The sequence below is a fragment of the Amycolatopsis sp. genome, assembly GCF_035276945.1.
Classification (GTDB): Bacteria; Actinomycetota; Actinomycetes; order Mycobacteriales; family Pseudonocardiaceae; genus Amycolatopsis_E.
Genome location: NZ_DATELF010000003.1, coordinates 42,853 through 65,585 on the forward strand (window position 1 = coordinate 42,853; position 22,733 = coordinate 65,585).

General features: G+C 68.9%; 16 protein-coding genes. 10 read left to right on the forward strand and 6 right to left on the reverse strand.

The annotated features are described in order from the left end of the window. Nucleotides 1-1,182: a saccharopine dehydrogenase family protein gene (locus tag VJT49_RS00290; protein ID WP_324161894.1), complete on the forward strand. Its 1,182-nt coding sequence runs from the start codon at nt 1-3 to the stop codon at nt 1,180-1,182. Nucleotides 1,183-1,215: 33 nt separating this feature from the next. Then, nucleotides 1,216-1,857 (forward strand): TetR/AcrR family transcriptional regulator, encoded by a 642-nt coding sequence (locus VJT49_RS00295; RefSeq protein ID WP_324161896.1) that lies wholly within the window; start codon nt 1,216-1,218, stop codon nt 1,855-1,857. Here the strand turns inward: VJT49_RS00295 and VJT49_RS00300 are convergent. After that, entirely contained in the window at nt 1,793-2,293 is a 501-nt protein-coding gene (locus VJT49_RS00300; protein ID WP_324161898.1) for a metallophosphoesterase, read from the reverse strand. The two genes, VJT49_RS00295 and VJT49_RS00300, sit on opposite strands and share 65 nt — an antisense overlap. Nucleotides 2,294-2,383: 90 nt before the next feature. Between VJT49_RS00300 and VJT49_RS00305 the strand changes: the two genes are divergently transcribed. Beyond that, the gene (locus VJT49_RS00305; protein WP_414635757.1) at nt 2,384-4,147 is read left to right on the forward strand and encodes a VanW family protein; all 1,764 of its coding nucleotides are present in this window, start codon (nt 2,384-2,386) and stop codon (nt 4,145-4,147) included. On the opposite strand, the gene VJT49_RS00310 is transcribed toward VJT49_RS00305, so the two are convergent. After that, nucleotides 4,144-4,863, reverse strand: a complete 720-nt coding sequence (locus tag VJT49_RS00310; protein ID WP_324161900.1) for a TetR/AcrR family transcriptional regulator — start codon at nt 4,861-4,863, stop codon at nt 4,144-4,146. The two genes, VJT49_RS00305 and VJT49_RS00310, sit on opposite strands and share 4 nt — an antisense overlap. Before the next feature lie 240 nt (nt 4,864-5,103). On the opposite strand from VJT49_RS00310, the gene VJT49_RS00315 reads away from it, so the two are divergent. Then, nucleotides 5,104-5,289 (forward strand): DUF5302 domain-containing protein, encoded by a 186-nt coding sequence (locus VJT49_RS00315; RefSeq protein WP_324161902.1) that lies wholly within the window; start codon nt 5,104-5,106, stop codon nt 5,287-5,289. 5 nt (nt 5,290-5,294) lie between these two features. Here VJT49_RS00315 and VJT49_RS00320 read toward each other — a convergent pair whose 3' ends face one another. Then, complete coding sequence (locus tag VJT49_RS00320) at nt 5,295-6,299, reverse strand: MBL fold metallo-hydrolase (protein ID WP_324161903.1); 1,005 nt, start codon at nt 6,297-6,299, stop codon at nt 5,295-5,297. 111 nt (nt 6,300-6,410) lie between these two features. Next, nucleotides 6,411-7,469 carry a Glu/Leu/Phe/Val family dehydrogenase gene (locus tag VJT49_RS00325; RefSeq protein ID WP_324161905.1) on the reverse strand — a complete coding sequence of 353 codons (1,059 nt, stop codon included), beginning with the start codon at nt 7,467-7,469 and terminating at the stop codon, nt 6,411-6,413. Nucleotides 7,470-7,587: 118 nt separating this feature from the next. Here VJT49_RS00325 and VJT49_RS00330 point away from each other — a divergent pair, with 118 nt between their 5' ends. Together VJT49_RS00330 and VJT49_RS00335 are read left to right on the forward strand one after the other, a co-directional pair. Then, a complete protein-coding gene (locus VJT49_RS00330; RefSeq protein ID WP_324161907.1) occupies nt 7,588-8,340 on the forward strand; it encodes an alpha/beta hydrolase in 753 nt (250 codons plus the stop codon). Between the two features lie 402 nt (nt 8,341-8,742). Next, nucleotides 8,743-10,671 (forward strand): S53 family peptidase, encoded by a 1,929-nt coding sequence (locus tag VJT49_RS00335; RefSeq protein ID WP_324161909.1) that lies wholly within the window; start codon nt 8,743-8,745, stop codon nt 10,669-10,671. 142 nt (nt 10,672-10,813) lie between these two features. On the opposite strand, the gene VJT49_RS00340 is transcribed toward VJT49_RS00335, so the two are convergent. Both VJT49_RS00340 and VJT49_RS00345 read right to left on the reverse strand, forming a co-directional pair. Next, nucleotides 10,814-11,173 (reverse strand): VOC family protein, encoded by a 360-nt coding sequence (locus VJT49_RS00340; protein WP_324161911.1) that lies wholly within the window; start codon nt 11,171-11,173, stop codon nt 10,814-10,816. 966 nt (nt 11,174-12,139) lie between these two features. After that, nucleotides 12,140-14,917 (reverse strand): FAD-binding and (Fe-S)-binding domain-containing protein, encoded by a 2,778-nt coding sequence (locus VJT49_RS00345; protein WP_324161913.1) that lies wholly within the window; start codon nt 14,915-14,917, stop codon nt 12,140-12,142. A gap of 167 nt (nt 14,918-15,084) precedes the next feature. Between VJT49_RS00345 and VJT49_RS00350 the strand changes: the two genes are divergently transcribed. The 4 genes from VJT49_RS00350 to VJT49_RS00365 all read left to right on the forward strand — a co-directional run bounded on the left by VJT49_RS00350 (nt 15,085) and on the right by VJT49_RS00365 (nt 22,718). Further along, complete coding sequence (locus tag VJT49_RS00350) at nt 15,085-15,870, forward strand: 2-keto-4-pentenoate hydratase (RefSeq protein WP_324161914.1); 786 nt, start codon at nt 15,085-15,087, stop codon at nt 15,868-15,870. A 158-nt stretch (nt 15,871-16,028) separates the two neighbouring features. After that, a complete protein-coding gene (locus VJT49_RS00355; protein WP_324161916.1) occupies nt 16,029-16,289 on the forward strand; it encodes a hypothetical protein in 261 nt (86 codons plus the stop codon). 488 nt (nt 16,290-16,777) lie between these two features. Further along, complete coding sequence (gene gltB / locus VJT49_RS00360) at nt 16,778-21,274, forward strand: glutamate synthase large subunit (RefSeq protein WP_414635759.1); 4,497 nt, start codon at nt 16,778-16,780, stop codon at nt 21,272-21,274. After that, nucleotides 21,267-22,718: a glutamate synthase subunit beta gene (locus VJT49_RS00365; protein WP_324161920.1), complete on the forward strand. Its 1,452-nt coding sequence runs from the start codon at nt 21,267-21,269 to the stop codon at nt 22,716-22,718. The genes gltB and VJT49_RS00365 overlap by 8 nt, the downstream gene beginning before the upstream one ends. Nucleotides 22,719-22,733: the final 15 nt, after the last annotated feature.

Genomic DNA, 22,733 nt, shown 5'->3' on the forward strand with positions numbered 1-22,733 from the left:
ATGACGCGCGATCAGGACCTGGTTTTGTTCGGCGCGACCGGGTTCACCGGCGGGCTGACCGCGGAGTACCTTGCCGGGCACGCGCCGGGGGACTGCCGCTGGGCGCTGGCCGGGCGCAACCGCGCCAAGCTCGAAGCCGTCCGCGCCCGCTTAGCCACGATCAACCCGGCCTGCGCCGGGCTCACCCTGTTGCATGCCGAGACGGAAGATCGCACGTCGCTGCGCGAGGTCGCCGAATCGAGCCGGGTCGTGATCACGACGGTCGGGCCTTACACCCGGTACGGCGAACCGCTGGTGGCCGCGTGTGCCGAGGCCGGTACCGACTACGTGGACCTTTGCGGCGAGCCGGAGTTCCTCGACCTGACCTACCTCCGCCACCATGCCCGCGCCCGGCAGACCGGCGCCCGGCTGGTCCACGCTTGCGGGTTCGACTCGATCCCCCACGACCTCGGCGTGTTCTACACCGTCAACCAGTTACCGGAGGGCGTGCCGCTGCGCGTGACCGGCCACCTCCGGATGAATGGGACGTTCTCCGGCGGAACCTACGCGTCCGCGATGACGGCCGCGTCCCGCATGCTGCCGGCGATCCGCGCGGCGCGGGCACGAGCGAAGGCCGAACCCCGTCCAGCCGGGCGCCGGGTGCGGGTGGAGACCGGCAAACCGCATCGGGATCCCGGCACCGGGCGCTGGCTGGTCCCGTTACCCACCGTCGACCCGCAGGTCGTGGCCCGCTCAGCGGCCGCGCTGGAGCGGTACGGGCCGGATTTCACCTACACCCACTACCTCTCCGCCAAACGGCTGCCGGTGGTCGCGGGGATGGCGGCCGGAGTCGCGGCGGTGGTCGTGCTCGCCCAGTTCCCGCCCGTGCGCAGGGCACTGGGCGCGATCAAACCCGGGGTCAAACCCGGACAGGGCCCGGACCCGGAACGGCGGGCGAGGTCGTGGTTCAAGGTACGGTTCACCGGCGAAGGCGGCGGGCAGCGCGTGGTGACCGAGGTGGCGGGCGGTGACCCGGGCTACGGCGAGACCGCGAAGATGCTGGCGGAATCGGCGTTGTGCCTGGCCTTCGACGAGGTGCCGGCCACCCCCGGCCAGGTCACCCCGGCCGCCGCGATGGGAGAAGCACTGCGGGCCAGACTGGTCGACGCGGGAATCGTTTTCCGGCAGGTGGTAGCCGATTAAACACCGTACAATCGGGCGCTTACCCTAGACCGTATGCCCCGACTCACCCGCGCCGAAAGTCAGGCACACACCCGTGACCGGCTCATCGCCACGGCGACCGAACTGTTCCTCCGCGACGGCTACTCGGGCACCTCGCTGGGCAAGGTCGCGCAGGCGGCCGGGTATTCCAAGGGCGCGGTGTACTCCAACTTCCGCAGCAAGGACGAGCTGTGCCTCGCCGTGCTCGACCGGATCCGCGCCGAGAGGGACGCGACGATGGCCGAGTCGCTGTCCACCGCCGAGGGGCCGGAAGACTTGCTGCGCGCCTTTTCCGCATGGTGGGAGCGGGTTACCTCGGACGAGACGTGGATGATGCTGGAAATCGAGTACCTCACGCACGCCCGGCGCGATCCGAAGCTGCGGCACCAGATGGCCGTACGTAACGCCGAGGTCCGTCGCAGCATCACCCAGTTGCTCACCAGCTGCCTGGACCGGTGCGGCCTGGGCCTGCCCGTTCCGCCCGAGGTCGTGGGAATCGCGCTGTACGGCATGTCGATCGGGCTCGGTTTGCTGCGCTCGGTGGACGGCGACCTCGATCTCGGGGCACTGCCCGCAGTGCTTCAGACGCTCGTCACCGCCGGAGGACCGGATGCAACTCCACCTCCTGAAGACGGCCCTGAGACACCCGCGCCGTGAGACAGGTGCACTCGGGCTGCCTGCGCCGGTCGGTGGGCGAACCGGGATTGAGCAGGCGCAACCCGTTGTCCGCCAAGGAGTCCCACGGAATGTGGCTGTGTCCGAACACCAGCACGTCGGCATCGGGGTAGGCGGCCGCACACCGCCGCTCGCGCCCCTTCGCCGGACCTGTCTGGTGTACCACCGCCAGCCGCAGGCCCTCGAGTTCCGCCCTGACCACCTCGGGTAACCGCGCCCGCAACGCGGGGCCGTCGTTGTTCCCGTAGACGCCGATCAGCCTGCGGCAACGGGACTCCAGCTCGTCGAGCAGGCCCACCTCGACCCAGTCTCCGGCGTGCACCACGACGTCGGCGGTTTCGACCTCCCGCCAAACCTGTTCGGGCAGCGCACGGGCGCGCTTCGGCACGTGTGTGTCGGCGATGATGAGCAACCGCATGCCTTGATGTCTACCCCGCCCGCACCACCCCCCAACGACTACCGGAAGTCCGGACCGTACCCTTCATCCCAGTTGCGTGGTTAGCGCTGGATGGTTGGAGAAGGATCCGTGGGCGACCCCGAGCGAACCGACATCCTGGAACCGGTCACCGAGGTAATCCCGGCAATCCGCCACAAGCGCCCGCTCCGCAGGCTGGCCGTCATCGCGGGCTCCGCACTCGGCGTGCTCGTCGCGTTGTACGCCATCGATCTCCTGGTCAGCCAAGGCGACGTGCCGCGCGGGGTGACGGTGGCCGGAGTCGACGTCGGCGGGCTCAAGCGGTCTGACGCCGAGCAGCGGTTGCGCGAGCAGATCGAACCGCGGCTGGCCAAGCCCGTCGCTATCCACGCCGGTGACGTCGAAACGACGCTCGACCCGGTCTGGGCGGGCCTGCGCCTGGACTGGGCGTCCACTTTGGATCAGGCAGGCGACCAGCCGCTCAACCCGGTCACGCGAATCGCCTCGTTCTTCACCACCCGCGAGGTCGGCGTGGTGACGCATACCGAAGAAGCGCGGGTCAACAACGCGCTGACCAACCTGCGGTGGCAGATCGACCGGGATCCCGTGGAGGGCACGATCCGGTTCGAAGGCGCCAAACCCGTCGCAGTCGAACCGAAGAGCGGGCAGCGCCTCGACGTGGTTGCGGCGACCCGGGAAGTGCTCACGAACTGGGCGTCCGGGCGAACCGTGGAGCTGCCGGTCACCACGACCCCCGTCACCGTCACCGCCGAGGCCGTGAAGACCGCGCTCGAGGTGTTGGCGATGCCCGCGGTGTCCGGCCCGTTGACCATCCACGGTGAGGGCACGGACGCCAGGCTCGACCCGAAGGCCATCGCCACCGCGCTGAGTTTCGTGCCCGGCGACGGCGGCAGCCTGGTGCTGAAGATCGACAACGCCAAGCTGGCCGAGGCGGCCGGACCGCAGCTCAAGCCGACCGAGAAGGAGGGCAAGGACGCGCAGATCGTGTTCAACGGCGGGCAGCCCTCGGTCGATCCCTCCGTGGACGGCAAGGTCGTGGACTGGGACCCGACTCTGCAGCCGATGCCGGAGGTGCTCAAGCGCACCAACGGGCGTGAGCTGACCGCGAAGTACAAGACCGCCGCGGCGAAGGTGACCACCGACCAGGCGAACCAACTCGGTATCCGGGAGGTCATCGGCGAGTTCACCACGGGCGGTTTCGCGGCCGACTCCGGTGTCAACATCCGCACGGTGGCGCAGAAGGTCAACGGCGCGATCGTCAAGCCGGGGGAAACGTTCAGCCTCAACGGTTTCACCGGTCCGCGCGGGGCCGCGCAGGGCTACGTCGAGGCCGGCGTGATCGAGAACGGCGCGCCCGCCCGCGAGGTCGGGGGCGGCATCTCCCAGTTCGCGACAACGCTGTACAACGCGTCGTACTTCGCGGGGCTGAAGGACGCCGGGCACAAGGAGCACAGCTACTACATCAGCCGGTACCCGGCCGCCCGCGAGGCGACGGTGTTCCAGAACCCGAACGGCTCGAGCGTCATCGACCTCAAGTTCACCAACGACTCGCCGACCGGGGTGGCGATCCAGACGATCTGGACCCCGTCGTCGATCACGGTCAAGCTGTGGGGCACCAAGCGGTACGACGTCGAGTCGGTGCCGGGCACGCGAACCGACCCCACCCAGCCGACGGAAAAGCCCGGCCCGGCGGAGAACTGCCACGCGGGCAACGGCTCGCCCGGCTTCACCACCACGGACACGCGCATCCTGCGGGAGGCGGGCTCCGGGCGTGAGGTCAAGCGGGACACCCGCACGGTCCACTACAACCCGCAACCCAAGATCATCTGCCCCTAGGCGGACGGCGGGTTGAGGTTCGCGAGCCGGCAGGCGACGCCGTCGAGGCAGCGGTCGATGGCGTAGTCGTAGAAGTCGGCGTAGTAGTTGGCGCACCTGACGGGATCCGAAAGCGTGCGGTGCACGTCGGCGGCCATGGCCGCGAGGCCGGGCCGCTCCTGGTCGTCGCGGAACTCCGCCAGCCCCGTGCCGGCGCGTTCCTTCTCCGCGGTGTTCCGGTGCTTCTCGTCCTCCACGGAGATGAACAGGCACGCGGCGTTCAACACGAGCTGGTAGACCGTGGGGGCCTCGTCACCGAAACCGGCTGCCTTCAGGGCTTGCACCCCACCGTCCACAATAGCCGCCGCGGACGACGTGGCGCCGTAGAGCGCCAGTCTTCGGGCCACTCCGGGATAACCGATCAGCACCGTGCGCAGATCGGTACACAGTGCACGGAACCATTCCCGCCACGGCAGGTCCGCCTCCGGTACCGGAAGCATCGCGATGACCCGCTCCACCACGGCGGCGACCACGGCCTCCCGGTCGCCGACGTGATGGTAGACGACCGCCGGATAGGCATCGACGGCCGAGGCCAGCTGACGCAGGGTCCAGCTGTCCAGGCCATGCCGGGCGGTCAACTCCAGCGCGGAGGAGATGATTTTCTCTGGAGTGACGGCGGGCAGACCGGCCGCGTCACGGGAACGCGGGCGACCGGGTCCCGCGGCAGACTTCACCATGGCGGTAAGAGTAGACGCACTTGACCCGAGTTACTGGCGGGCCGCCAGTTGCGTGATGGACTCAATAGCGACTGGCCATCCGGCGGCGCGGGTGAAACCGGAGGCCCCACATGATCCACAATCACCAAGCCCTGATCATGCTGGCCGGGCGGGCGCGGGTGTCCCGCAAACTCAACCGGGCGGCGGGTGTCCCCGCAAGCTCGACCGGGCGCGGGTGTCCCCGCAAGCTACAGTGGGTGCATGTCCGAAACCACAGCCTCGTCCGGTGATCCGGAGGACGACGTCAAGCGCAAGTTCCGCGAAGCACTCGAGCGCAAGCAGGCGAAGGCCCGCGCGAGCGCACCGCACGAAAACGGTGGGGGCAAGAACGCGCACGCGCACGGACCCGCCGCCAGCAAGCGGACCTTCCGCCGCAAGTCCGGATAGGACGCTCAGGGGGTAAAGGTTTCCAGGTGGTCAAGCACGACGAAGCGGCTTGACGGGCTCGCGGCGGCGACGGCCGCGCGCAACGGTTCCAGACCGCCGTAGTCCTTCGCGGGCTGGCTCAGCGGATAGTCGAAGTCGTCCCAATGCGTCGGTAGCACATAGCGCGAGTATCCGAGTGCGCGTAGTAACCTGGCCACATAGTCGACCACCTTCGCACCGCCGGCCGGCAGGAGCAGCACGTCCGGGCGAAGCCCGGTCAGTTCGGATTCGACGTAGTTCGAACCCCCGAAATCGAGCACACTCATTCCACCGCCACTGACCTCGTAAGCGAGGGTGCCGCCCTCCACCAAATCCCGAATTGTCTTCGGTTTCGGCAACTTGGTGCCGAAACCGGGGCGTGTGCCGGGAAACGGGACCCGCGCACGGGGACCGGTCGCGGAATGCACCGAGCGCAACACGCGGATGGTGTATCCGTCGAAGGCCAGGTACTCGCCGCCGGTGGCCACCGCGAGCTGGTCCTCGGGCGCGCCGAGCGCGGCCATCAGGTTCAGATGGGTCTCGGTGCCGAGCACCGTGGCGCCGGTCTTCTTGGCCAGGTAAGGAACATCGGTCAGGTGGTCGTAATGGCCGTGCGTGACCAGAATGTGGTCGGCCCGCAACACACCGCTGTCCACATAGGAGTCGATAAGCCCGGTGTCCACGCACAGCGGGGTTTCGGGGTCCGCGCCCTCCGGGGTGTAGGTGCCGGTTTCGAAGCGGGTCAGCCACGGGTCGATCAGCACGGTTTTGCCGCCGATGCGGATCTCCCAGCCGTTGTTGCCCCACCAGCGCAACGTGACGCCGCCGGTCGCCATGGCCGGAGCGGGCAGGGCGAACATCGCCGCCGCGGCGCCGGCCCCAAGCAATCCTCGTCTGCTGATTCGCGCCATAACGGCACAACAGCACAGGATCGGCACCCGCGTCCAGCCGCCCCGGTCGAACAGCAGGTCAGCGGCCGTGTTGTCACTCACGGACAAGGCGAACAAAGCGGTGTCGCGCAGGCTCGGCTCGCGGTTTCGGCGCCGGTGACCGGCAGCGGGCGTGCAGCCGGCCCCGCACGCCCGCCACCTCGAAGATCCCTTTCACGGCACCAGGATGGACCTCAGCCTGCCGACTTCCGACATCCGCCGCTCGGCCAGCCGGTCCGCGGCCGTCGCGGGTGGCACGCCCTCGGCATCGGCCAGCGCGAAGACCTGCCGGGTGGTTTCGAAGATCTTTTCCGCCTTGCGGCGGGCACGGACGAAGTCGAAACCGTGCAGCTCGTCGCTGACCTGGATCACCCCACCGGCGTTGACCAGGTAGTCCGGCGCGTAAAGCACGTCGCGGTCCTTGAGCAGCTTGTCGATGCCCGGGTGGGCGAGCTGGTTGTTCGCCGCCCCACAGACGATCTCGGCGCGCAGCGCGGGCGCCGTCTGGTCGTTGAGCGCGCCGCCGAGTGCGCAGGGCGCGAAGACGTCGAGGTCGAAACGAATCAGGTCGTGGGCGACCCGCACGTCGGGGTACGCGGCCACGGTGCGTTCGATCGCAGCCTGGGCGACATCGCTGATCACCACTTCCGCACCCGCCTCCATCAGGTGTCCCACCAGGAGATACCCGACCTTGCCCACTCCGGACACCCCGACTCTCCTGCCCGCGAGGTCGGGGCTGCCCCACCGGTGTCCGGCGGCGGCCCGCATGCCCTGGAAGACGCCGAACGCGGTGAGCACCGAGGAGTCGCCGGCACCGCCGTTGTCGGCCGAACGACCGGTGGCGAAGGAGCACTCCCTGGCCACGATGTCCATGTCGGCCACATACGTGCCCACGTCGCAGGCGGTGATGTAGCGGCCGCCGAGCGACTGCACGAAACGGCCGTAGGCCCGCAGCAGCGCCTCCGACTTGAGGGTCGCCGGGTCGCCGATGATCACCGCCTTGCCGCCGCCGAAATCGAGCCCGGCGAGCGCGTTCTTGTAGGACATCCCCTTGGCCAGCGCCAGCACGTCGGCCAGCGCGTCGCTTTCGCTCGGGTACGGGTAGAACCGGGTTCCGCCGAGCGCGGGACCCAGCGCGGTGGAGTGGACGGCGATGATCGCCTTGAGGCCGGTTGCCGCGTCCTGGCAGAACACGACCTGCTCATGGCCGGTATGGCCGAAAATCTCGGTCACGTCGGTGGCTCCTCGTCGTTCGCGGACGCTTTTGGCGCCCGCTTTTCCTTGACACGGAAAGGTCTTTTCGGTGGTTTAACGGTGCCACGACGGCGAACGCCCTGGCAAGATCGGTGCCATGTACGTGCGACGAGGCGGCAACGGCGATCCGGTTCTGTTACTCCTGCACGGCCTCGGTGGCACGGGCGAAGTCTGGCAGGGGCTCCTCGACCAGCTGGCGAGCTGGTGGCCGGGCAGCTGGATCGTGCCGGACCTGCCGGGTCACGGCCGGTCGGCGCCGCCCGCGCGGTACTCCTTCGGCGGGGTCGCCGCCGACGTGTCCGAGCTGGTGCCGGCCGGGCGCGAGGTGGTGGTGCTCGGGCATTCGCTGGGCGGTGCGCTCGCGCTGACGCTGGCCAGCGGCTGGTTCGGGGTGCCGGTGACGGCGGTGTGCGGGCTGGGCATCAAGGTGCGCTGGTCGCCCGAGGACGTGGCGAAGTCGCGCGAACTGGCGGCGTGGCCGGCGCGGACGTTCGCCACCCACGACGAGGCCGCCGAGCGGTGGCTGAAGGTGGCCGGACTGCAGGGGCTGTGGACCGTCGACTCGCCTGCCGTCGAGCCTGGTGTGGTCGAGAAAGGCGATGGCTGGCAGGTCGCGCTCGACCAGGGGGCGCTCGGTTTCGCCGCCCCGGACATCGCGGGGATGCTGGCGGCGGCCCGGGCCCAGGTCGTGCTGGCGGCGGGCGAGCACGACCCGATGTCCCCCGCCGAGCACCTGCGCGAGCTGTGCCCGAACCCGGTCATCCTCCCCGGTCTCGGCCACAATGCCCACGCCGAGGACCCGGCGGCGCTCCGGCCGTTGCTGAACCATTTACTCTCACCGTCTACCTAGTGTCTCCTAGACATGAGATATCGATTTCTACTCGCACCACAACTCCGCGAGTTCGTGCGTCGGTTGCGGCGCCGGGGCCGGGGCCGGGGCCGGAAAGTTTCTCCCACCGGTGGACCTCCAGCATTTCTTCGGGAATGTCGATATGTCGTTCCGTGGCGACTTCCGCGCGGTCAACGCCCGCGGGCCGGCTCATACTTGTCCGAGACATACTTCGCGTGCACCCAGCCTCCTTCGCTCGGCGAATAGAGCTTTTTATCCGGTTTACCACCAAAGTAGGAAACCCGATTTTCCGCCGACGCCGGGGCATTTCGTCGGTCTGCGCGACCTTTTCCTTCCCCTGAACGGGTTTCCGCTCTAATCTCTGCGCAGTTCAGCCTTCGATGTCAAGAGGAGAAGTCTGCGGTGCGAAGAGCTCTGACCCTGTTCTGTTCGGTCGCCTTGGCGGGACTGACGATCAGCGCGGCGCCTGCCTGGGCGGCACAGGGGCGCGCGGTGATCCCGCTGTCACATCCGTTGTGGGCGACCCCCCAAACCAAAGTTGCCGAAGCGAATCCCGCCTCGAAGTTGAGTTTCCGGGTGTACCTGGCGATGCGGGACCAGGCGGGCGCGGAAGCCGCGGCCCAGGCGGTCAGCGACCCGTCGAGCGGCGCCTACCGGCAGTACCTGACCCCCGGCCAGGTCACCGACCGGTTCGCCGCGAGCGATGCCACCGTGAAGTCGGTGCGTGACTGGTTGTCGGCCAGCGGGTTCGGCATCGGCGACGTGCCGTCGAACCGGGCCTACGTGGAGGCGACCGGAACCGCCGACCAGGCGGAGAAGGCGTTCGGCGTGCAGTTGGCCAAGTACCGCGTCGACGGCCAGGTGCTGAGGGCGGCCGACAAGGAGCTTTCGGTGCCTGCCGACCTGGCCGGTTCCGTGCTCGGCGTGATCGGTGTCGACCAGGCGTCGCAACTGCTCAAGCCGGACCACACCGACGGCTCGCCTTCGGACGTCCCGCCGACGGCCGGTTTCCGCAACGCGCAGCCGTGCGGTGACTACTACGGCCAGAAGATCGACACCACCGACCCGGCCTACGGCGGCCAGCACCTGCCGTACGCACCATGCGGTTACAAGCCCGGGCAACTGCGTTCCGCCTACGGTGTGGACAACGTGGGCTTCGGTGGTTTCGGCACGACCGTGGCCATTGTGGACGCTTTCGCCTCGCCGACGCTGTACGCCGACGCGGCCGAGTACGCGCGCCGCAACGACCCGTCGCACCCGCTCCAGAAGTGGCAGTTCGCGGAAAAGATCTTCCCGACGAACTCGGAGGCCGAGCCACCGGACCGCTGCGACGCGGCGGGCTGGTACGGCGAGCAGACGCTCGACGTCGAGGCCGTGCACGCGCTCGCCCCGGCGGCGAACATCCTCTACGTGGGCGGCTCCGACTGCCAGGACCCGTCGCTGGACCAGGCGTTGAACTGGATCGTGGCCGGGCACAAGGCCGACCTCGTGTCCAACTCCTATGGGGACAGCGGCGAGGACATCCCGGCGTCGGAGGTGCGATCCTGGAACCAGATCATGGTCCAGGCCGCGCTCGAGGGCATCGGCATGTACTTCTCGTCCGGTGACTCCGGCGACAACGCGGCCGTGCTCGGCAAGCCGTCGGCAGACTTCCCCGCCACGAGCAGCTGGGTGACGGCGGTCGGTGGCACGAGCCTGGCGATCGGCGCGAACGGGAAGAAGATCTTCGAAACCGGTTGGGAGACCGGCAAGAGCGTGCTGACCAACGGCGCGTACGTGCCGGGCCCGCCCGGGAACTTCACGTCCGGCTCCGGCGGCGGCACCAGCGTGATCTACGACGAGCCCTTCTACCAGCGAGGTAGCGTGCCCGACACGCTGGCCAGGCAGAACCAGAACGGCAACCACCGGGGCCGCGTGGTTCCGGACATCTCGACCGTGGGCGACCCGAACACCGGGTTCCTGATCGGGCAGACGCAGACCTTCCCGGACGGTGTCTACTACGACCAGTTCCGCATCGGCGGCACGAGCCTGTCGTCGCCGGTGTTCGCCGGGATCGTCGCGGTGTCCGACAGTCTCGACCACTTCCACCACGGCTTCCTCAACCCCCTGATCTACGCGACCGCGAAGGCGCCGTCGATCAGCGATGTGACACACGTGGAGGCCGCGGTCGAGCGGGTGGACTACGCCAACTCCGTCGACGCCTCAAGCGGTCTGATCGTTTCCGCGCGGAAACTGGACTACCCGAACCTGACGATCCACACCACCGCCGGCTACGACAACGTGACCGGGCTGGGCTCCCCGAACGGCCCAGCCTTCCTGTTCCTGCCGTAGCTCGCGTCATCACCGCAAAGTGCCCTCTCTCCCGCCGGGGAGGGAGGGCGCTTTCCTGCCCACGGTGCCGCCTCGGAGTCTTGAATGGACGGCAGACCAGGTCATATCTCGGCGCCAGAACCGGCGACGATCTCGGCGTGCGCTACACCGCTGCCCAGACGCCCAGTTCGTTCCCGCTGGGGTCGGTGAAGTGGAAGCGACGTCCACCGGGGAATTCGCAGGGGCCGTTCACCACTTGACCGCCGGCCGACTTCACGGCCTCCACCGACCGGTCCAAATCGGTGGAATAGAGCAGCACGAGTGGGCCGCCCGCCCGAACCTCCTGGTCCGCACGGAGGCCACCCACCTCCGCCGCACCCTGCGGACTCCGGATGCCCGCGTATCCCGGCCCGTAGTCGTTGAACTGCCAGCCGAACGCTTCGGCGTAGAAGCGTTTGGCCTGTTCGAGGTCCGTAACCGTCAGCTCGACGTAGTCGATGGCATGGTGTCGATGGGTAGACATGTCGCCCATTATGCGACGCGGGTACGACCTTCCGCGCCGGTCGACAGGGCTCGCACGGTCAGCGATCGACTGAAAGCGGCGATGCGCGGTCTGGAACGGCAAGGAAGCGGAGTCGTACGACCCCAGAATGAAGGTGGTTTGTCGCTGGTAGTGGTTGGTTTTCGGGAAGGGGTTTGTCCGGGATTCGTGGTGGTGGGGTTAACTGGTCGCCGGCGGGGGTGATGGTGACGACCCCGGTACTTTTGGTGATGTGGTCGGACCAGCCGGGAACGCGCGAACTCGGCGACCGCCGCCAACTGTGCGGCAAACTGGTTCATCGCGACCTGAATACGCTGGATTTTCCGCAGTGCCCGCGGCCTTGGTCCTGGGTCGGGAAACACCTCCCTGACGTCGTGGTGGACGGTTCGGGCCGGGTCCGCTTCCCCGCGGATGCCGATTCCCCTGCCTCTTTTATTGTATCGAACTGATGATCAAAATCACATGCGAAACAATTTCACGGCCGCTGGCCGAGCTGTGGCTGAGCCGATCAAGAGCACCGCCGAAGCGCACGGCAGGCGCCCGTCATAGCAAACACCGCTGGCCCCAGGACCGGTTGCGGATCACGAGCACGAGGTCGGCCACGGACGCCCTGTCACCCCGACAGCGAAATGAGACGCGAATTCGTGAGACCGTACCGGACGGGCGGCACCTCTTCCGGGACGAAACCGGCACCCTGGTCGGTCACCTCGATCACGACTCGCCGGTCCCGTGTCTCGACAGCGGGCGAGCCGCCACCCGTAGGCGATGCTCCACAGCCCGGCGGCGCCGCAGATCCGGACGGCGCCGCGGATCCCGGCGGCGGCCACAGTCGCGGAGCCGTGCCCAGCGCGCCGATCAGGCCCGAGATGATGGCGCGGCCGATTCCCGCGTATCCAAGCGCAAGTCTTCGCACCAGAAGCCGGACGGCACAGGAGACCTCGGCTCGGTTCATCGCAACGCCCGCGCCACGAGTTCCGCCAGGTGCACCGCGGTCCGGCCGGAGGTCTGGGCGATCTGGGTCCGGCAACTGAAACCGTCGGAGACTACCACCGTCTCCTCGCTCGCCGCCCGGATCGCGGGCAGCAGGCGGTCTTCGGCGCAGGCCACCGACACCTCGTAATGCCCACGCTCGAACCCGAAGTTCCCGGCCAGCCCGCAGCATCCGGAGTCCAAAGTGGAGTTTCGGACGCCCGCCCTGGCCATCAGCTGCTCGTCGGCGGCGAAGCCGAGCACCGCGTGCTGGTGGCAGTGCACCTGGGTGATCGCGTCCACCCCGAGATCGTCCAACGGCAGATCCGTGTCCGAGAGCAGTTCGGCCAAGGTCCGCGTGCGAGCGGCCAGCAGTCCGGCGACCGGGTCGCCGGGCAGCAGGTTCCCCAGATCACCGCGGAACAGTGCGGTGCAACTCGGTTCGAGGCCGACCACCTGGTAGCCCGCCTCGAGGTGGGGTCGCAGCACCGACAACGTCCGCCGCAGCACCCGCCGCGCCATGCCGAGCTGGCCGGTCGAGACCCAGGTCAGTCCACAGCAGATACCCTTGTCCGGCAGCAGCGCGTCGTAGCCCGCCGCGGTGAGCACTTCCGTGGCCGCTCGGAGCACGTGCGGGGTGAAGAAGTTGTTGAACGTGTCCGGCCACAGGAGGACCGGCTTGCCGCTCCCGCGCCGGCGCCCGGTCCGGGTGAACGGCCGCGGCGCGAAGGCGGGCAGGTCGCGCTCCGGCGCGATACCGCCGAGACGTTTGAGTTTCGGCGCCAGCCGGTTCGCTGGCCCCGGCGCCACCGCCGAAAGTCGCAGCCACAACGGAAGCCAGCCCATCGAATAGTGCGCGGCGGGGCGAAGGCGTCCTTTGTAGTGCTGGTGGTAGAACTCCGCCTTGTAGGTCGCCATGTCGACGTCGACCGGGCAGTCCGACAGGCACCCCTTGCACGACAGGCACAAGTCGAGCGCGTCGAGCACCTCCGCGGACCGCCAGCCACCAGTGATCAGCTCGCCGTTGACCATCTCGGCGAGCAGGTGTGCCCGCCCGCGCGTCGAGTGCTTCTCCTCCCGGGTGACGCGGTAACTCGGGCACATCACACCGCCACCGCTGGTGTTGCGGCATTTGCCGACCCCGACACAGCGCCGCATCGCCTCGCCGAAGCTGCCGTGGTCCTCGGGATAGCCGAGGAGGGTCACCGACTCGATCTCCCGCGGCGCGCGCCGGACCCGCAGGTCCGCGTCCACCGGCCGCGGGTCGACGAGCACGCCGGGGTTCATCATGCCGCCCGGGTCGAAGATCCCCTTGAACCGCGCGAACACCCGCATCATTTCGGGGCTGTACATCCGGGGTAGCAGCTCCGACCGGGACTGGCCGTCGCCGTGCTCCCCGGACAGCGAGCCACCGTGCGCCGCCACGAGATCCGCGGCGTCCTCCACGAAGGACCGGAAGCCGGCCATGCCGGGTTTCGACAGCAGATCGAAGTCGATCCGCATGTGCAGGCAGCCTTCGCCGTAGTGGCCGTACACCACGGTGTGCCTGCCGTGCCGGGCCATCAGCCGCTTGAACTCGCGGAGATACGCGCCGAGGTTCTCCGGCGGCACGGCGGCGTCCTCCCAGCCCGGCCAGGCCTCGGATCCGTCCGCCATGCGGGTGGCCAGCCCGGCGCCCTCCTCTCGGATGCGCCACAACCGGCGCTGCGCCGCCGGATCGGTGAGGATCGCGAACCCCGCCGGCTGGTCGCCGAGCGCGCGGGCCAGTTCGCGGGCGCGGTGCCCGGCTTCGCCGGGTTCGGCGCCGGACAGCTCCACCAGCAGCCACGCCTGTCCCGGCGGCAGGTCGGAGCCGTCACGCACCAGATCGATCAGCCCACGGTCCAGCCCCTCCGCGGTCAGCGGCGCGGACGCCAGGATTTCGGGCACGGCATCGGCCGCCGCGATGTCCGAGTCGAACCCGAACACGGCGAGGACCTTGTGCCGGGGCGTCTCGACCAGCCCGATGGTCGCGTCGAGCACCGTCACGCAGGTGCCTTCACTGCCGACGAGCGCCCTCGCCACGTTGAACCCGTTCTCCGGCAGCAGGTGTTCCAGGCCGTAGCCGGACACCCGGCGTCCCCAGGTCGCCAACTCCGTGCGCAGCAGGGCGAGGTTGCCGTCGACCAGGTCCCGCAGCTCGCGGTACACCCTGCCCTCGGTGCCCGGCAGCGCGGCACGCCTGTCCACTTCAGACCTCGAGGCCGGGCCGACGGCCAGCCGGGTGCCGTCGTAGAGCAGCACCTCCATGCGCTCCAGGTTGTCGGCCGTGCGGCCCCAGGCGACCGAATGCGAGCCGCACGCGTTGTTCCCGATCATCCCGCCGATCGTGCAGCGGCTGTGCGTGGACGGGTCCGGCCCGAACCGCAGCCCGTGCGGCGCGGCCACCGCCTGCAGATCGTCGAGCACCGTGCCGGGCGCGACCCGCGCGCGACGTCCGTCCAGCTCGCGCACTCCGGCGAAGTGGCGTGACAGGTCCAGCACCAGGCCGGGCCCCGTCGAGTTGCCCGCGATGCTCGTGCCGGCGCCGCGCGCGATCAGCGGCACCCCCGCCTCCCGGCAGGCCGCCACCGCGGCCTCCACCTCCTCCGCCGTTCGTGGCCGCACCACGCCCATCGGCGTGTGGCGGTAGTTGGACGCGTCGGTGGTGTAAAGCGCGAGCGTCCCGGCGTCGAAGGCGACCCCGTCGCCCAACCGCTGGCGAAGTATCTCCCGCATAAGCATCAACCGTAGTGATCCGGCGGGCGGTGTTCGCCCTCGGCGAGCGAAGCCGCCGGACTACACCGGCGCCGGACGGGAAGTGAGGGGGCTTCGGTTCGCACCGTGCCGCCCAGCGGGACGGCGGGGTTGCGGTGCCGCCAGGCGAAGAGGCAGAGTCCAGCGCCATGGAACCCTCCGCCATCTCCGACGCGGCCGCCCGGCTGCTGCTCGCCTACGAGAAGGGTGAGCCGATCGCCCCGATCATCCAGGCCCACCCCGATGCGACCGTGGCCGACGCCTACCGCATCCAGCAGGAGCAGGTGCGCGTCTGGACCGAACGGGGCGAGGAGATCAAGGGCCACAAGGTGGGGCTCGCCTCCGCGGCCATGCAGCAGCAGATGGGGGTGGACCAGCCCGACTACGGGCACCTGCTGACCGGCATGTTCCACCTGGAACACCAGCCCATCCGCGCCGACACCTTCCTGCAACCGCGCATCGAGCCGGAGATCGCCTTCGTGCTCGCCAGGAAGCTCTCGGGTCCGGGAGTGACCGTCGCCGACGCCATTCGCGCGGTCGACTTCGTGGTGCCGGCACTGGAGGTCGTGGACTCGCGGATCACCGACTGGAACATCTCCATCGTCGACACCATCGCCGACAACGCGTCCTCGGGCGGAGTGGTGCTCGGCAGCAAGCCGACCGCACTGTCCTCGGTGGACCTCCGGCTGGTCGGCTGCACCCTGCAGATCGGCGGCGACCTCGTGGCCACCGGCGCGGGCGGTGCCGTGCTCGGCTCACCGCTGAACGCACTCGTGTGGCTGGCCAACACGATCGGCCCGCTCGGCATCGACCTCGAACCGGGCCACGTCGTCCTGCCCGGGTCGATGACCCGCGCCTTCCCGGTCCGCCCTGGCGACACCGTGTTCGCGAACATGGGCGAGTTGGGCGGCGTCACCGCGGTATTCGCGAGCTGACAAACGTTCCCGGGTTGGTCTGATCCGCCCGATTTGTAACAGGCGAATATCCGCGTTCCACCATATGGAAATTTGCCGAGACATGGCGCACACCTTCCCGGAATCGCTGGTCAGCCGGGTTTTAATCGGCTAAGGCTGGCGCGGGATGGGAGTCGCACATGGACGTCGAGTTGAATCACCGGGAACGGGCCACTTTGCGCGCGGTGGCCGCGGGGCGCGCGGAGATCACCTGCAGCAGTGAGCCTGACCTGTTCTTCGACGGTCTCGCGTGCGCGGACCAGACGACCGCGCGCCGACTGGCCAACCTCGGGCTGGTCGCCCCCGCCCGGACCGGCCACCCCGGTGAGCGGGTCCCGGCCGTCCTCACCGACGCCGGCAGTGCGACGTTGGACGGTCTCTACCCCTATACCGCGGCCTAGTGACGGAGCGCCGTCCGCGGAAACATTTCGCGGCCGGACCTCCCGCCCGGGTCGTGATTGGGTAACGGCTTGGTTACCGTCACCGGCCCGGGTGAATCGATCAGGTTGGCTCGCGCGGACACGTTTTCCCTGTTCAGGCCCTTTTAGACGCACATGGCCCATGCGTCAACCGGCACGTGGCATTTCCCACGCGTCGACGTCGCCGTATGTCGATAACGTTGCATTCACACTACTGTCATAAGACCGGCGAACCCGGGACCAACCCAAGCGCACACTTTCGACGAACGACCACGGCCATCCATCGACGTGTGGCCTGGCGATGCCGCCTGCGCACTCGCGGGGCGAGCATCGCCGCTCCCTCTCGAGAAGACCATCGCATCGCACGGCGATTCCGTTAACCCTTCCCGCACAGGGGGAAACGCAGGCGGTGCCGACGCCCGAGGAGGCGGCCAGCCGTGAACCGCCACAGCCCGAAGAAGTCTGAGGGCTTGTATGACGCAGAGTTCGAGCACGACGCCTGTGGCGTTGCCTTCGTCGCCGACCTGGCCGGACGGCGAGATCACGACATCGTCCGCAAGGCGCTGGCCGCCCTGCGCAATCTCGAGCACCGTGGCGCCAGAGGAGCGGAACCGGAAACCGGCGACGGTGCGGGCCTGCTGATCCAGGTGCCGGACGCCTTCTACCGCGCGGTGACCGGCTTCGCACTGCCGGAACCGGGCGGGTACGCGGTGGGCACGGCCTTCCTGCCCACGGGCGGAAAAGAGCGCGGCCGCGCGATGAGCGCGATCGAGAGCATCGCCGCCGAGGAGGGCATGTCCGTCCTCGGCTGGCGCGAGCTTCCGGTCGACCCCGAAGGGCTCGGCGCCACCGCCGCGGCCTGTATGCCCCACTTCACCCAACTCTTTCTCGCTCCGCGTGACGAAAAAGTCACCGGACTGGCCCTCGAACGCGCCGCGTTCTGCGTCCGCAAGCGGGTCGAGCACGCGCCGGAGCTCGAAGGCGTCTACTTCCCGAGCCTTTCCTCGCGCACCATCGTCTACAAAGGAATGCTCACCGAGCAGCAGGTCGGGCGGTTCTTCCCCGACCTCGCGGACGAGCGGGTGACCAGCGCCGTCGGCCTGGTCCACTCCCGGTTCTCCACCAACACCTTCCCGTCGTGGCCGCTGGCCCATCCGTACCGCTATGTAGCGCACAATGGCGAGATCAACACGTTGCGTGGCAACCGGAACTGGATGGACGCCCGCGAGTCGATGCTCGCCAGCGACCTCATTCCCGGTGATCTCAAGCGGATCTTCCCCGTCATCACCCGGGACGCGAGCGACTCGGCGACCTTCGACGAGGTGCTGGAACTGCTCCACCTCGGCGGCCGGAGCCTGCCGCACTCGGTGCTCATGATGATCCCGGAAGCCTGGGAGAACCACGAGGAAATGGACCCGGCCCGGCGGGCCTTCTACGAGTTCCACTCCACCCTGATGGAGCCGTGGGACGGGCCGGCGCTGGTCGCGTTCACCGACGGCACCCAGATCGGCGCGGTGCTGGACCGCAACGGGCTGCGCCCCGCGCGTTACTGGGTCACCGAGGACGGGCTCGTGGTGCTCGCCAGCGAGGTCGGCGTCCTGGAGCTCGACCCGGCGAGCATCGTCCGCAAGGGCCGCCTCGAGCCGGGCCGGATGTTCCTCGTCGACACCGCGGCAGGACGGATCATCGACGACGAGGAGATCAAGGACGAACTGGCCGCCGGGCACCCGTACGACGAATGGCTGAACGCCGGTTCGGTGTGCTTGGAGGAATTGCCGGAGCGGGAACGCGAAGTGCCCACGCACGCGTCACTCGTCCGCCGCCAGCAGGCCTTCGGCTACACCCAGGAAGAGCTGGAAACGCTGCTGGAACCGATGGCCCGCGGTGGCGCGGAGCCGATCGGGTCGATGGGCAACGACTCGCCGCTGGCCACCCTGTCCAGTGGGCCGAGGCAGATCTTCGACTACTTCACCCAGCTGTTCGCGCAGGTGACCAACCCGCCGCTGGACGCCATCCGCGAGGAGCTGGTGACTTCGCTGGGCACGCAGCTCGGCGCCGAGCCGAACCTGCTGGCCGCGGGCCCGGAGCACTGTCGCAAGATCGTGCTGCCGTTCCCGGTGCTGGACAACGACGAACTGGCCAAGCTCGTGCACATCAACGACGACGGAGACCTGCCGGAGTTCCAGGCGGTCACCGTGCTCGGCCGGTACGAAGTGGACGGTGGTGGCAAGGCACTGGTGCGCCGGCTGAACGAGATCTGCGCCGAGGTCTCGGAGGCGATCGAGGACGGCGCGCGGCTGATCGTGCTGTCCGACCGGGGCACCGACGCCCGCCACGCCGCGATCCCGTCGCTGCTGCTCACCGGTGCCGTGCACCACCACCTGATCCGGCGGAAGACGCGGACCCAGGTCGGCCTGTTGGTCGAGGCCGGCGACGCCCGCGAGGTCCACCACATCGCACTGCTCATCGGATACGGCGTGGCCGCGGTCAACCCTTACCTGGCGATGGCCACGGTCGAGGAAATGGCGGAGCAGGGCAAGATTCCCGGCGTCACCCCCAGGCAGGCCACCCGGAACCTGATCAAGGCACTGGGCAAGGGCGTGCGCAAGACCATGTCGAAGATGGGAGTGTCCACAGTGGCCTCCTACACCGGCGCGCAGATCTTCGAGGCGATCGGGCTCGGCAAGGAGGTCATCGACACGTGCTTCGCCGGGACCACGTCGCGGCTGGGCGGCGTCGGCTTCGACACCCTGGCCGAGGAGGTCGCGCGGCGGCACCGGCACGCCTATCCGCGGGACGACCGCCGGGCCAGCCACCGCGAGCTGGAGACCGGCGCGGACTACCAGTGGCGGCGCGAGGGCGAGCCGCACCTGTTCAACCCGCACACCGTGTTCAAGCTGCAGCATTCGACGCGCAGCGGCCGGTACGAGGTCTTCAAGGAGTACACCCGCGCGGTCGACGAGCAGTCCGAAAAACTGATGACGCTGCGCGGATTGTTCGAGTTCCGGGAAGGCCTACGGCCACCGGTGCCCCTTGACGAAGTCGAGCCGGTCTCCGAGATCGTCAAGCGGTTCGCCACCGGCGCCATCTCCTACGGCTCGATCTCCCAGGAGATGCACCAGACGCTGGCCATCGCGATGAACCGGCTGGGCGGCAAGTCCAACACCGGTGAGGGCGGCGAGGACCCGGAACGGCTCTACGATCTCGAACGCCGTTCGGCGGTCAAGCAGGTCGCCAGCGGCCGCTTCGGGGTGACCAGTGAATACCTGGTCAACGCCGACGACATCCAGATCAAGATGGCGCAGGGCGCCAAGCCGGGCGAGGGCGGGCAGCTCCCGGGCGCGAAGGTCTATCCGTGGATCGCGAAAACCCGGTATTCCACACCGGGTGTCGGGCTCATCTCTCCCCCGCCGCACCACGACATCTACTCGATCGAGGACCTCGCGCAGCTGATTCACGACCTCAAGAACGCCAACCCGGCCGCGCGGATCCACGTCAAGCTGGTGTCCGAGGTCGGTGTCGGCACGGTAGCGGCCGGCGTGTCCAAGGCGCACGCCGACGTCGTGCTGATCTCCGGGCACGACGGCGGGACCGGCGCCTCGCCGCTGTCGTCGATCAAGCACGCGGGCGGGCCGTGGGAGCTGGGGCTCGCCGAGACCCAGCAGACCCTGCTGGCCAACCGGCTGCGGGACCGGATCGTGGTGCAGACCGACGGGCAGCTCAAGACCGGCCGGGACGTGGTGATCGCCGCGCTGCTCGGCGCGGAGGAGTTCGGCTTCGCCACCGCGCCGCTGGTCGTGTCGGGCTGCGTCATGATGCGGGTGTGTCATCTGGACACCTGCCCGGTCGGGGTGGCCACGCAGAACCCGAAGCTGCGCGCGAAGTTCGACGGCAAGGCCGAATATGTGGTGAACTTCTTCGAGTTCATCGCCCAGGAGGTCCGGGAGTACCTGGCACGCCTGGGTTTCCGGTCGGTCGCCGAGGCGGTCGGGCACGCCGAGCTGCTGGACAAGCGACGCGCGGTCGAGCACTGGAAGGCCACTGGTCTGGATCTATCGCCGATCTTCCACGTACCCGCGCTCCCGCCGCGCGCGGCCAGGCACCAGATCGTGGCGCAGGATCACGGGCTGGACAAGGCGCTGGACAACACGCTGATCCAGCTCGCCGAGGGCGCGCTGAACTCCGGCGACCGGGTACGGCTCGAACTGCCGGTGCGCAACGTGAACCGGACCGTGGGCACCATGCTCGGCTCCGAGCTGACCAAGCGCTGGGGTGGCGAGGGCCTTCCGGACGACACCATCGACGTGACGTTCACCGGGACGGCGGGGCAGTCCTTCGGCGCGTTCGTGCCGCGCGGGATCACCCTGCGGCTGCTCGGCGACGCCAACGACTACGTGGCCAAGGGCCTGTCGGGCGGGCGGATCATCGTGCGGCCGCCGCGGGAGGCGCAGTTCACCGCGGAGGAGCACATCATCGCGGGGAACGTGATCTGCTACGGCGCCACCGGTGGCGAGATCTTCTTGCGCGGCAAGGTGGGCGAGCGGTTCTGCGTGCGGAACTCGGGCGCCGTCGCGGTGGTCGAGGGCGTCGGCGACCACGGTTGTGAGTACATGACCGGGGGCCGCGTGGTGGTGCTCGGGCCGACCGGGCGGAACTTCGCCGCGGGCATGTCGGGCGGGATCGCCTACGTGCTCGGCCTGTCCGCGCTGCGGGTCAACCGCGAAATGGTGGACCTGGATCCGCTCGACGACGAGGACACCGAATTCCTCCGGGACATCGTGGAACGGCACTACGTGGAAACGGAATCGGCGGTGGCGCACGCGTTGCTGGCCGACTGGGACGTGGCGGTGGAACGGTTCGGCAAGGTCATGCCGAAGGACTACAAGCGTGTGTTGTCGGCCCAGGCCGCCGCCGAGCGTGACGGCCGCGACGTGAACGAAGCGATCATGGAGGCGGCACATGGCTGACCCCAAGGGTTTTCTGACCACCAAGCGCCAGACCCCGAAGAGCCGGCCGGTGTTCCTGCGCCTGCAGGACTGGCGGGAGGTCTACGAGGACTTTCCCGCCGACGCCCTGGAAAGGCAGGCCGGGCGCTGCATGGACTGCGGGATCCCGTTCTGCCATCAGGGGTGTCCGCTGGGGAACCTGATTCCCGAGTGGAACACCCTGGTGTGGAGCGAGGACTGGCGGGACGCGAGCGAGCGGCTGCACGCGACGAACAATTTCCCGGAGTTCACCGGCACGCTGTGCCCGGCGCCCTGTGAAACCGCGTGTGTGCTCGGCATCAACGACGATCCGGTCACCATCAAGCGGGTGGAGATCTCGATCGTCGACCGGGCGTGGGAATCCGGCTGGATCCGCCCGGAAGTCCCGGCGGCGAAAACCGGGAAGAAGGTGGCCGTGGTCGGTTCGGGACCGGCCGGACTGGCCGCCGCGCAGCAACTGACCCGTGCCGGGCACGACGTGGTCGTGTTCGAACGGGCGGACGCCATCGGTGGGCTGCTGCGTTACGGAATTCCGGCGTTCAAAATGGAGAAATGGCGGCTGGACCGGCGCCTGGAGCAGATGCGCGAGGAAGGCACCGAATTCCGCGCCGGGGTGAATGCCGGCGTGGACGTCACCGCCGACGAGTTGCGGTCGTCGTTCGACGCGGTGCTGCTGGCCGGTGGCGCCACCCAGTGGCGTGACCTGCCGGTTCCCGGCCGCGAGCTACCGGGCGTGCATCAGGCGATGGAATACCTTCCACCGGCCAACCGGGTCGCCGCCGGGGAGTTGGCGGAGTCGCCGGTTTCCGCGGAAGGCAAGCACGTCGTGGTCATCGGCGGCGGTGACACCGGCGCGGACTGCGTCGGCACCGCGCACCGGCAGGGTGCGGCCTCGGTGACCCAGCTGGAGATCATGCCGAGGCCGCCGGAATCGCGTTCCGAGGCGCACCCGTGGCCGACCTACCCGATGATCTACCGCGTGTCCTCGGCCCACGAGGAGGGCGGCGAGCGGCGCTATTCGGTCAACACGAGTGAGTTCCTCGCCGGTCCCGACGGCCGGGTACGGGCGCTGCGGCTGGTCGAGGTGCGCAACGAAGGCGGGCGGTTCGTGCCGGTCGAAGGCACCGAACAGGAGCTGCCCGCCGGGCTGGTGCTGCTGGCGATGGGTTTCGTCGGCCCGCAGCGCGAAGGCCTGCTGGACGCGCTGGGCGTCGACCTGGACCAGCGCGGCAACGTCGCGCGCGACGCGTCGTTCCGGACGAATCTGGACAACGTGTTCGTGGCCGGCGACATGGGCCGTGGCCAGTCGCTGATCGTCTGGGCGATCGCCGAGGGCCGTTCCGCGGCGGCCACCGTCGACGCTTACCTGACCGGCGACAGCGTGCTGCCCGCCCCGATCGCGCCGACGGATCGGCCGATTTCCTGAAAGATCAACAGGGTG

Coding starts and splice junctions, on each gene's coding strand:
- VJT49_RS00345 (WP_324161913.1), bottom strand. CDS start 14,917: ATGCGGGAGATACTTCGCCAGCGGTTGGGCGACGGGGTCGCCTTCGAC.
- VJT49_RS00330 (WP_324161907.1), top strand. CDS start 7,588: ATGTACGTGCGACGAGGCGGCAACGGCGATCCGGTTCTGTTACTCCTG.
- VJT49_RS00355 (WP_324161916.1), top strand. CDS start 16,029: ATGGACGTCGAGTTGAATCACCGGGAACGGGCCACTTTGCGCGCGGTG.
- VJT49_RS00295 (WP_324161896.1), top strand. CDS start 1,216: ATGCCCCGACTCACCCGCGCCGAAAGTCAGGCACACACCCGTGACCGG.
- VJT49_RS00305 (WP_414635757.1), top strand. CDS start 2,384: ATGGTTGGAGAAGGATCCGTGGGCGACCCCGAGCGAACCGACATCCTG.
- VJT49_RS00300 (WP_324161898.1), bottom strand. CDS start 2,293: ATGCGGTTGCTCATCATCGCCGACACACACGTGCCGAAGCGCGCCCGT.
- VJT49_RS00310 (WP_324161900.1), bottom strand. CDS start 4,863: ATGGTGAAGTCTGCCGCGGGACCCGGTCGCCCGCGTTCCCGTGACGCG.
- VJT49_RS00340 (WP_324161911.1), bottom strand. CDS start 11,173: ATGTCTACCCATCGACACCATGCCATCGACTACGTCGAGCTGACGGTT.
- VJT49_RS00365 (WP_324161920.1), top strand. CDS start 21,267: ATGGCTGACCCCAAGGGTTTTCTGACCACCAAGCGCCAGACCCCGAAG.
- VJT49_RS00350 (WP_324161914.1), top strand. CDS start 15,085: ATGGAACCCTCCGCCATCTCCGACGCGGCCGCCCGGCTGCTGCTCGCC.
- VJT49_RS00315 (WP_324161902.1), top strand. CDS start 5,104: ATGTCCGAAACCACAGCCTCGTCCGGTGATCCGGAGGACGACGTCAAG.
- VJT49_RS00290 (WP_324161894.1), top strand. CDS start 1: ATGACGCGCGATCAGGACCTGGTTTTGTTCGGCGCGACCGGGTTCACC.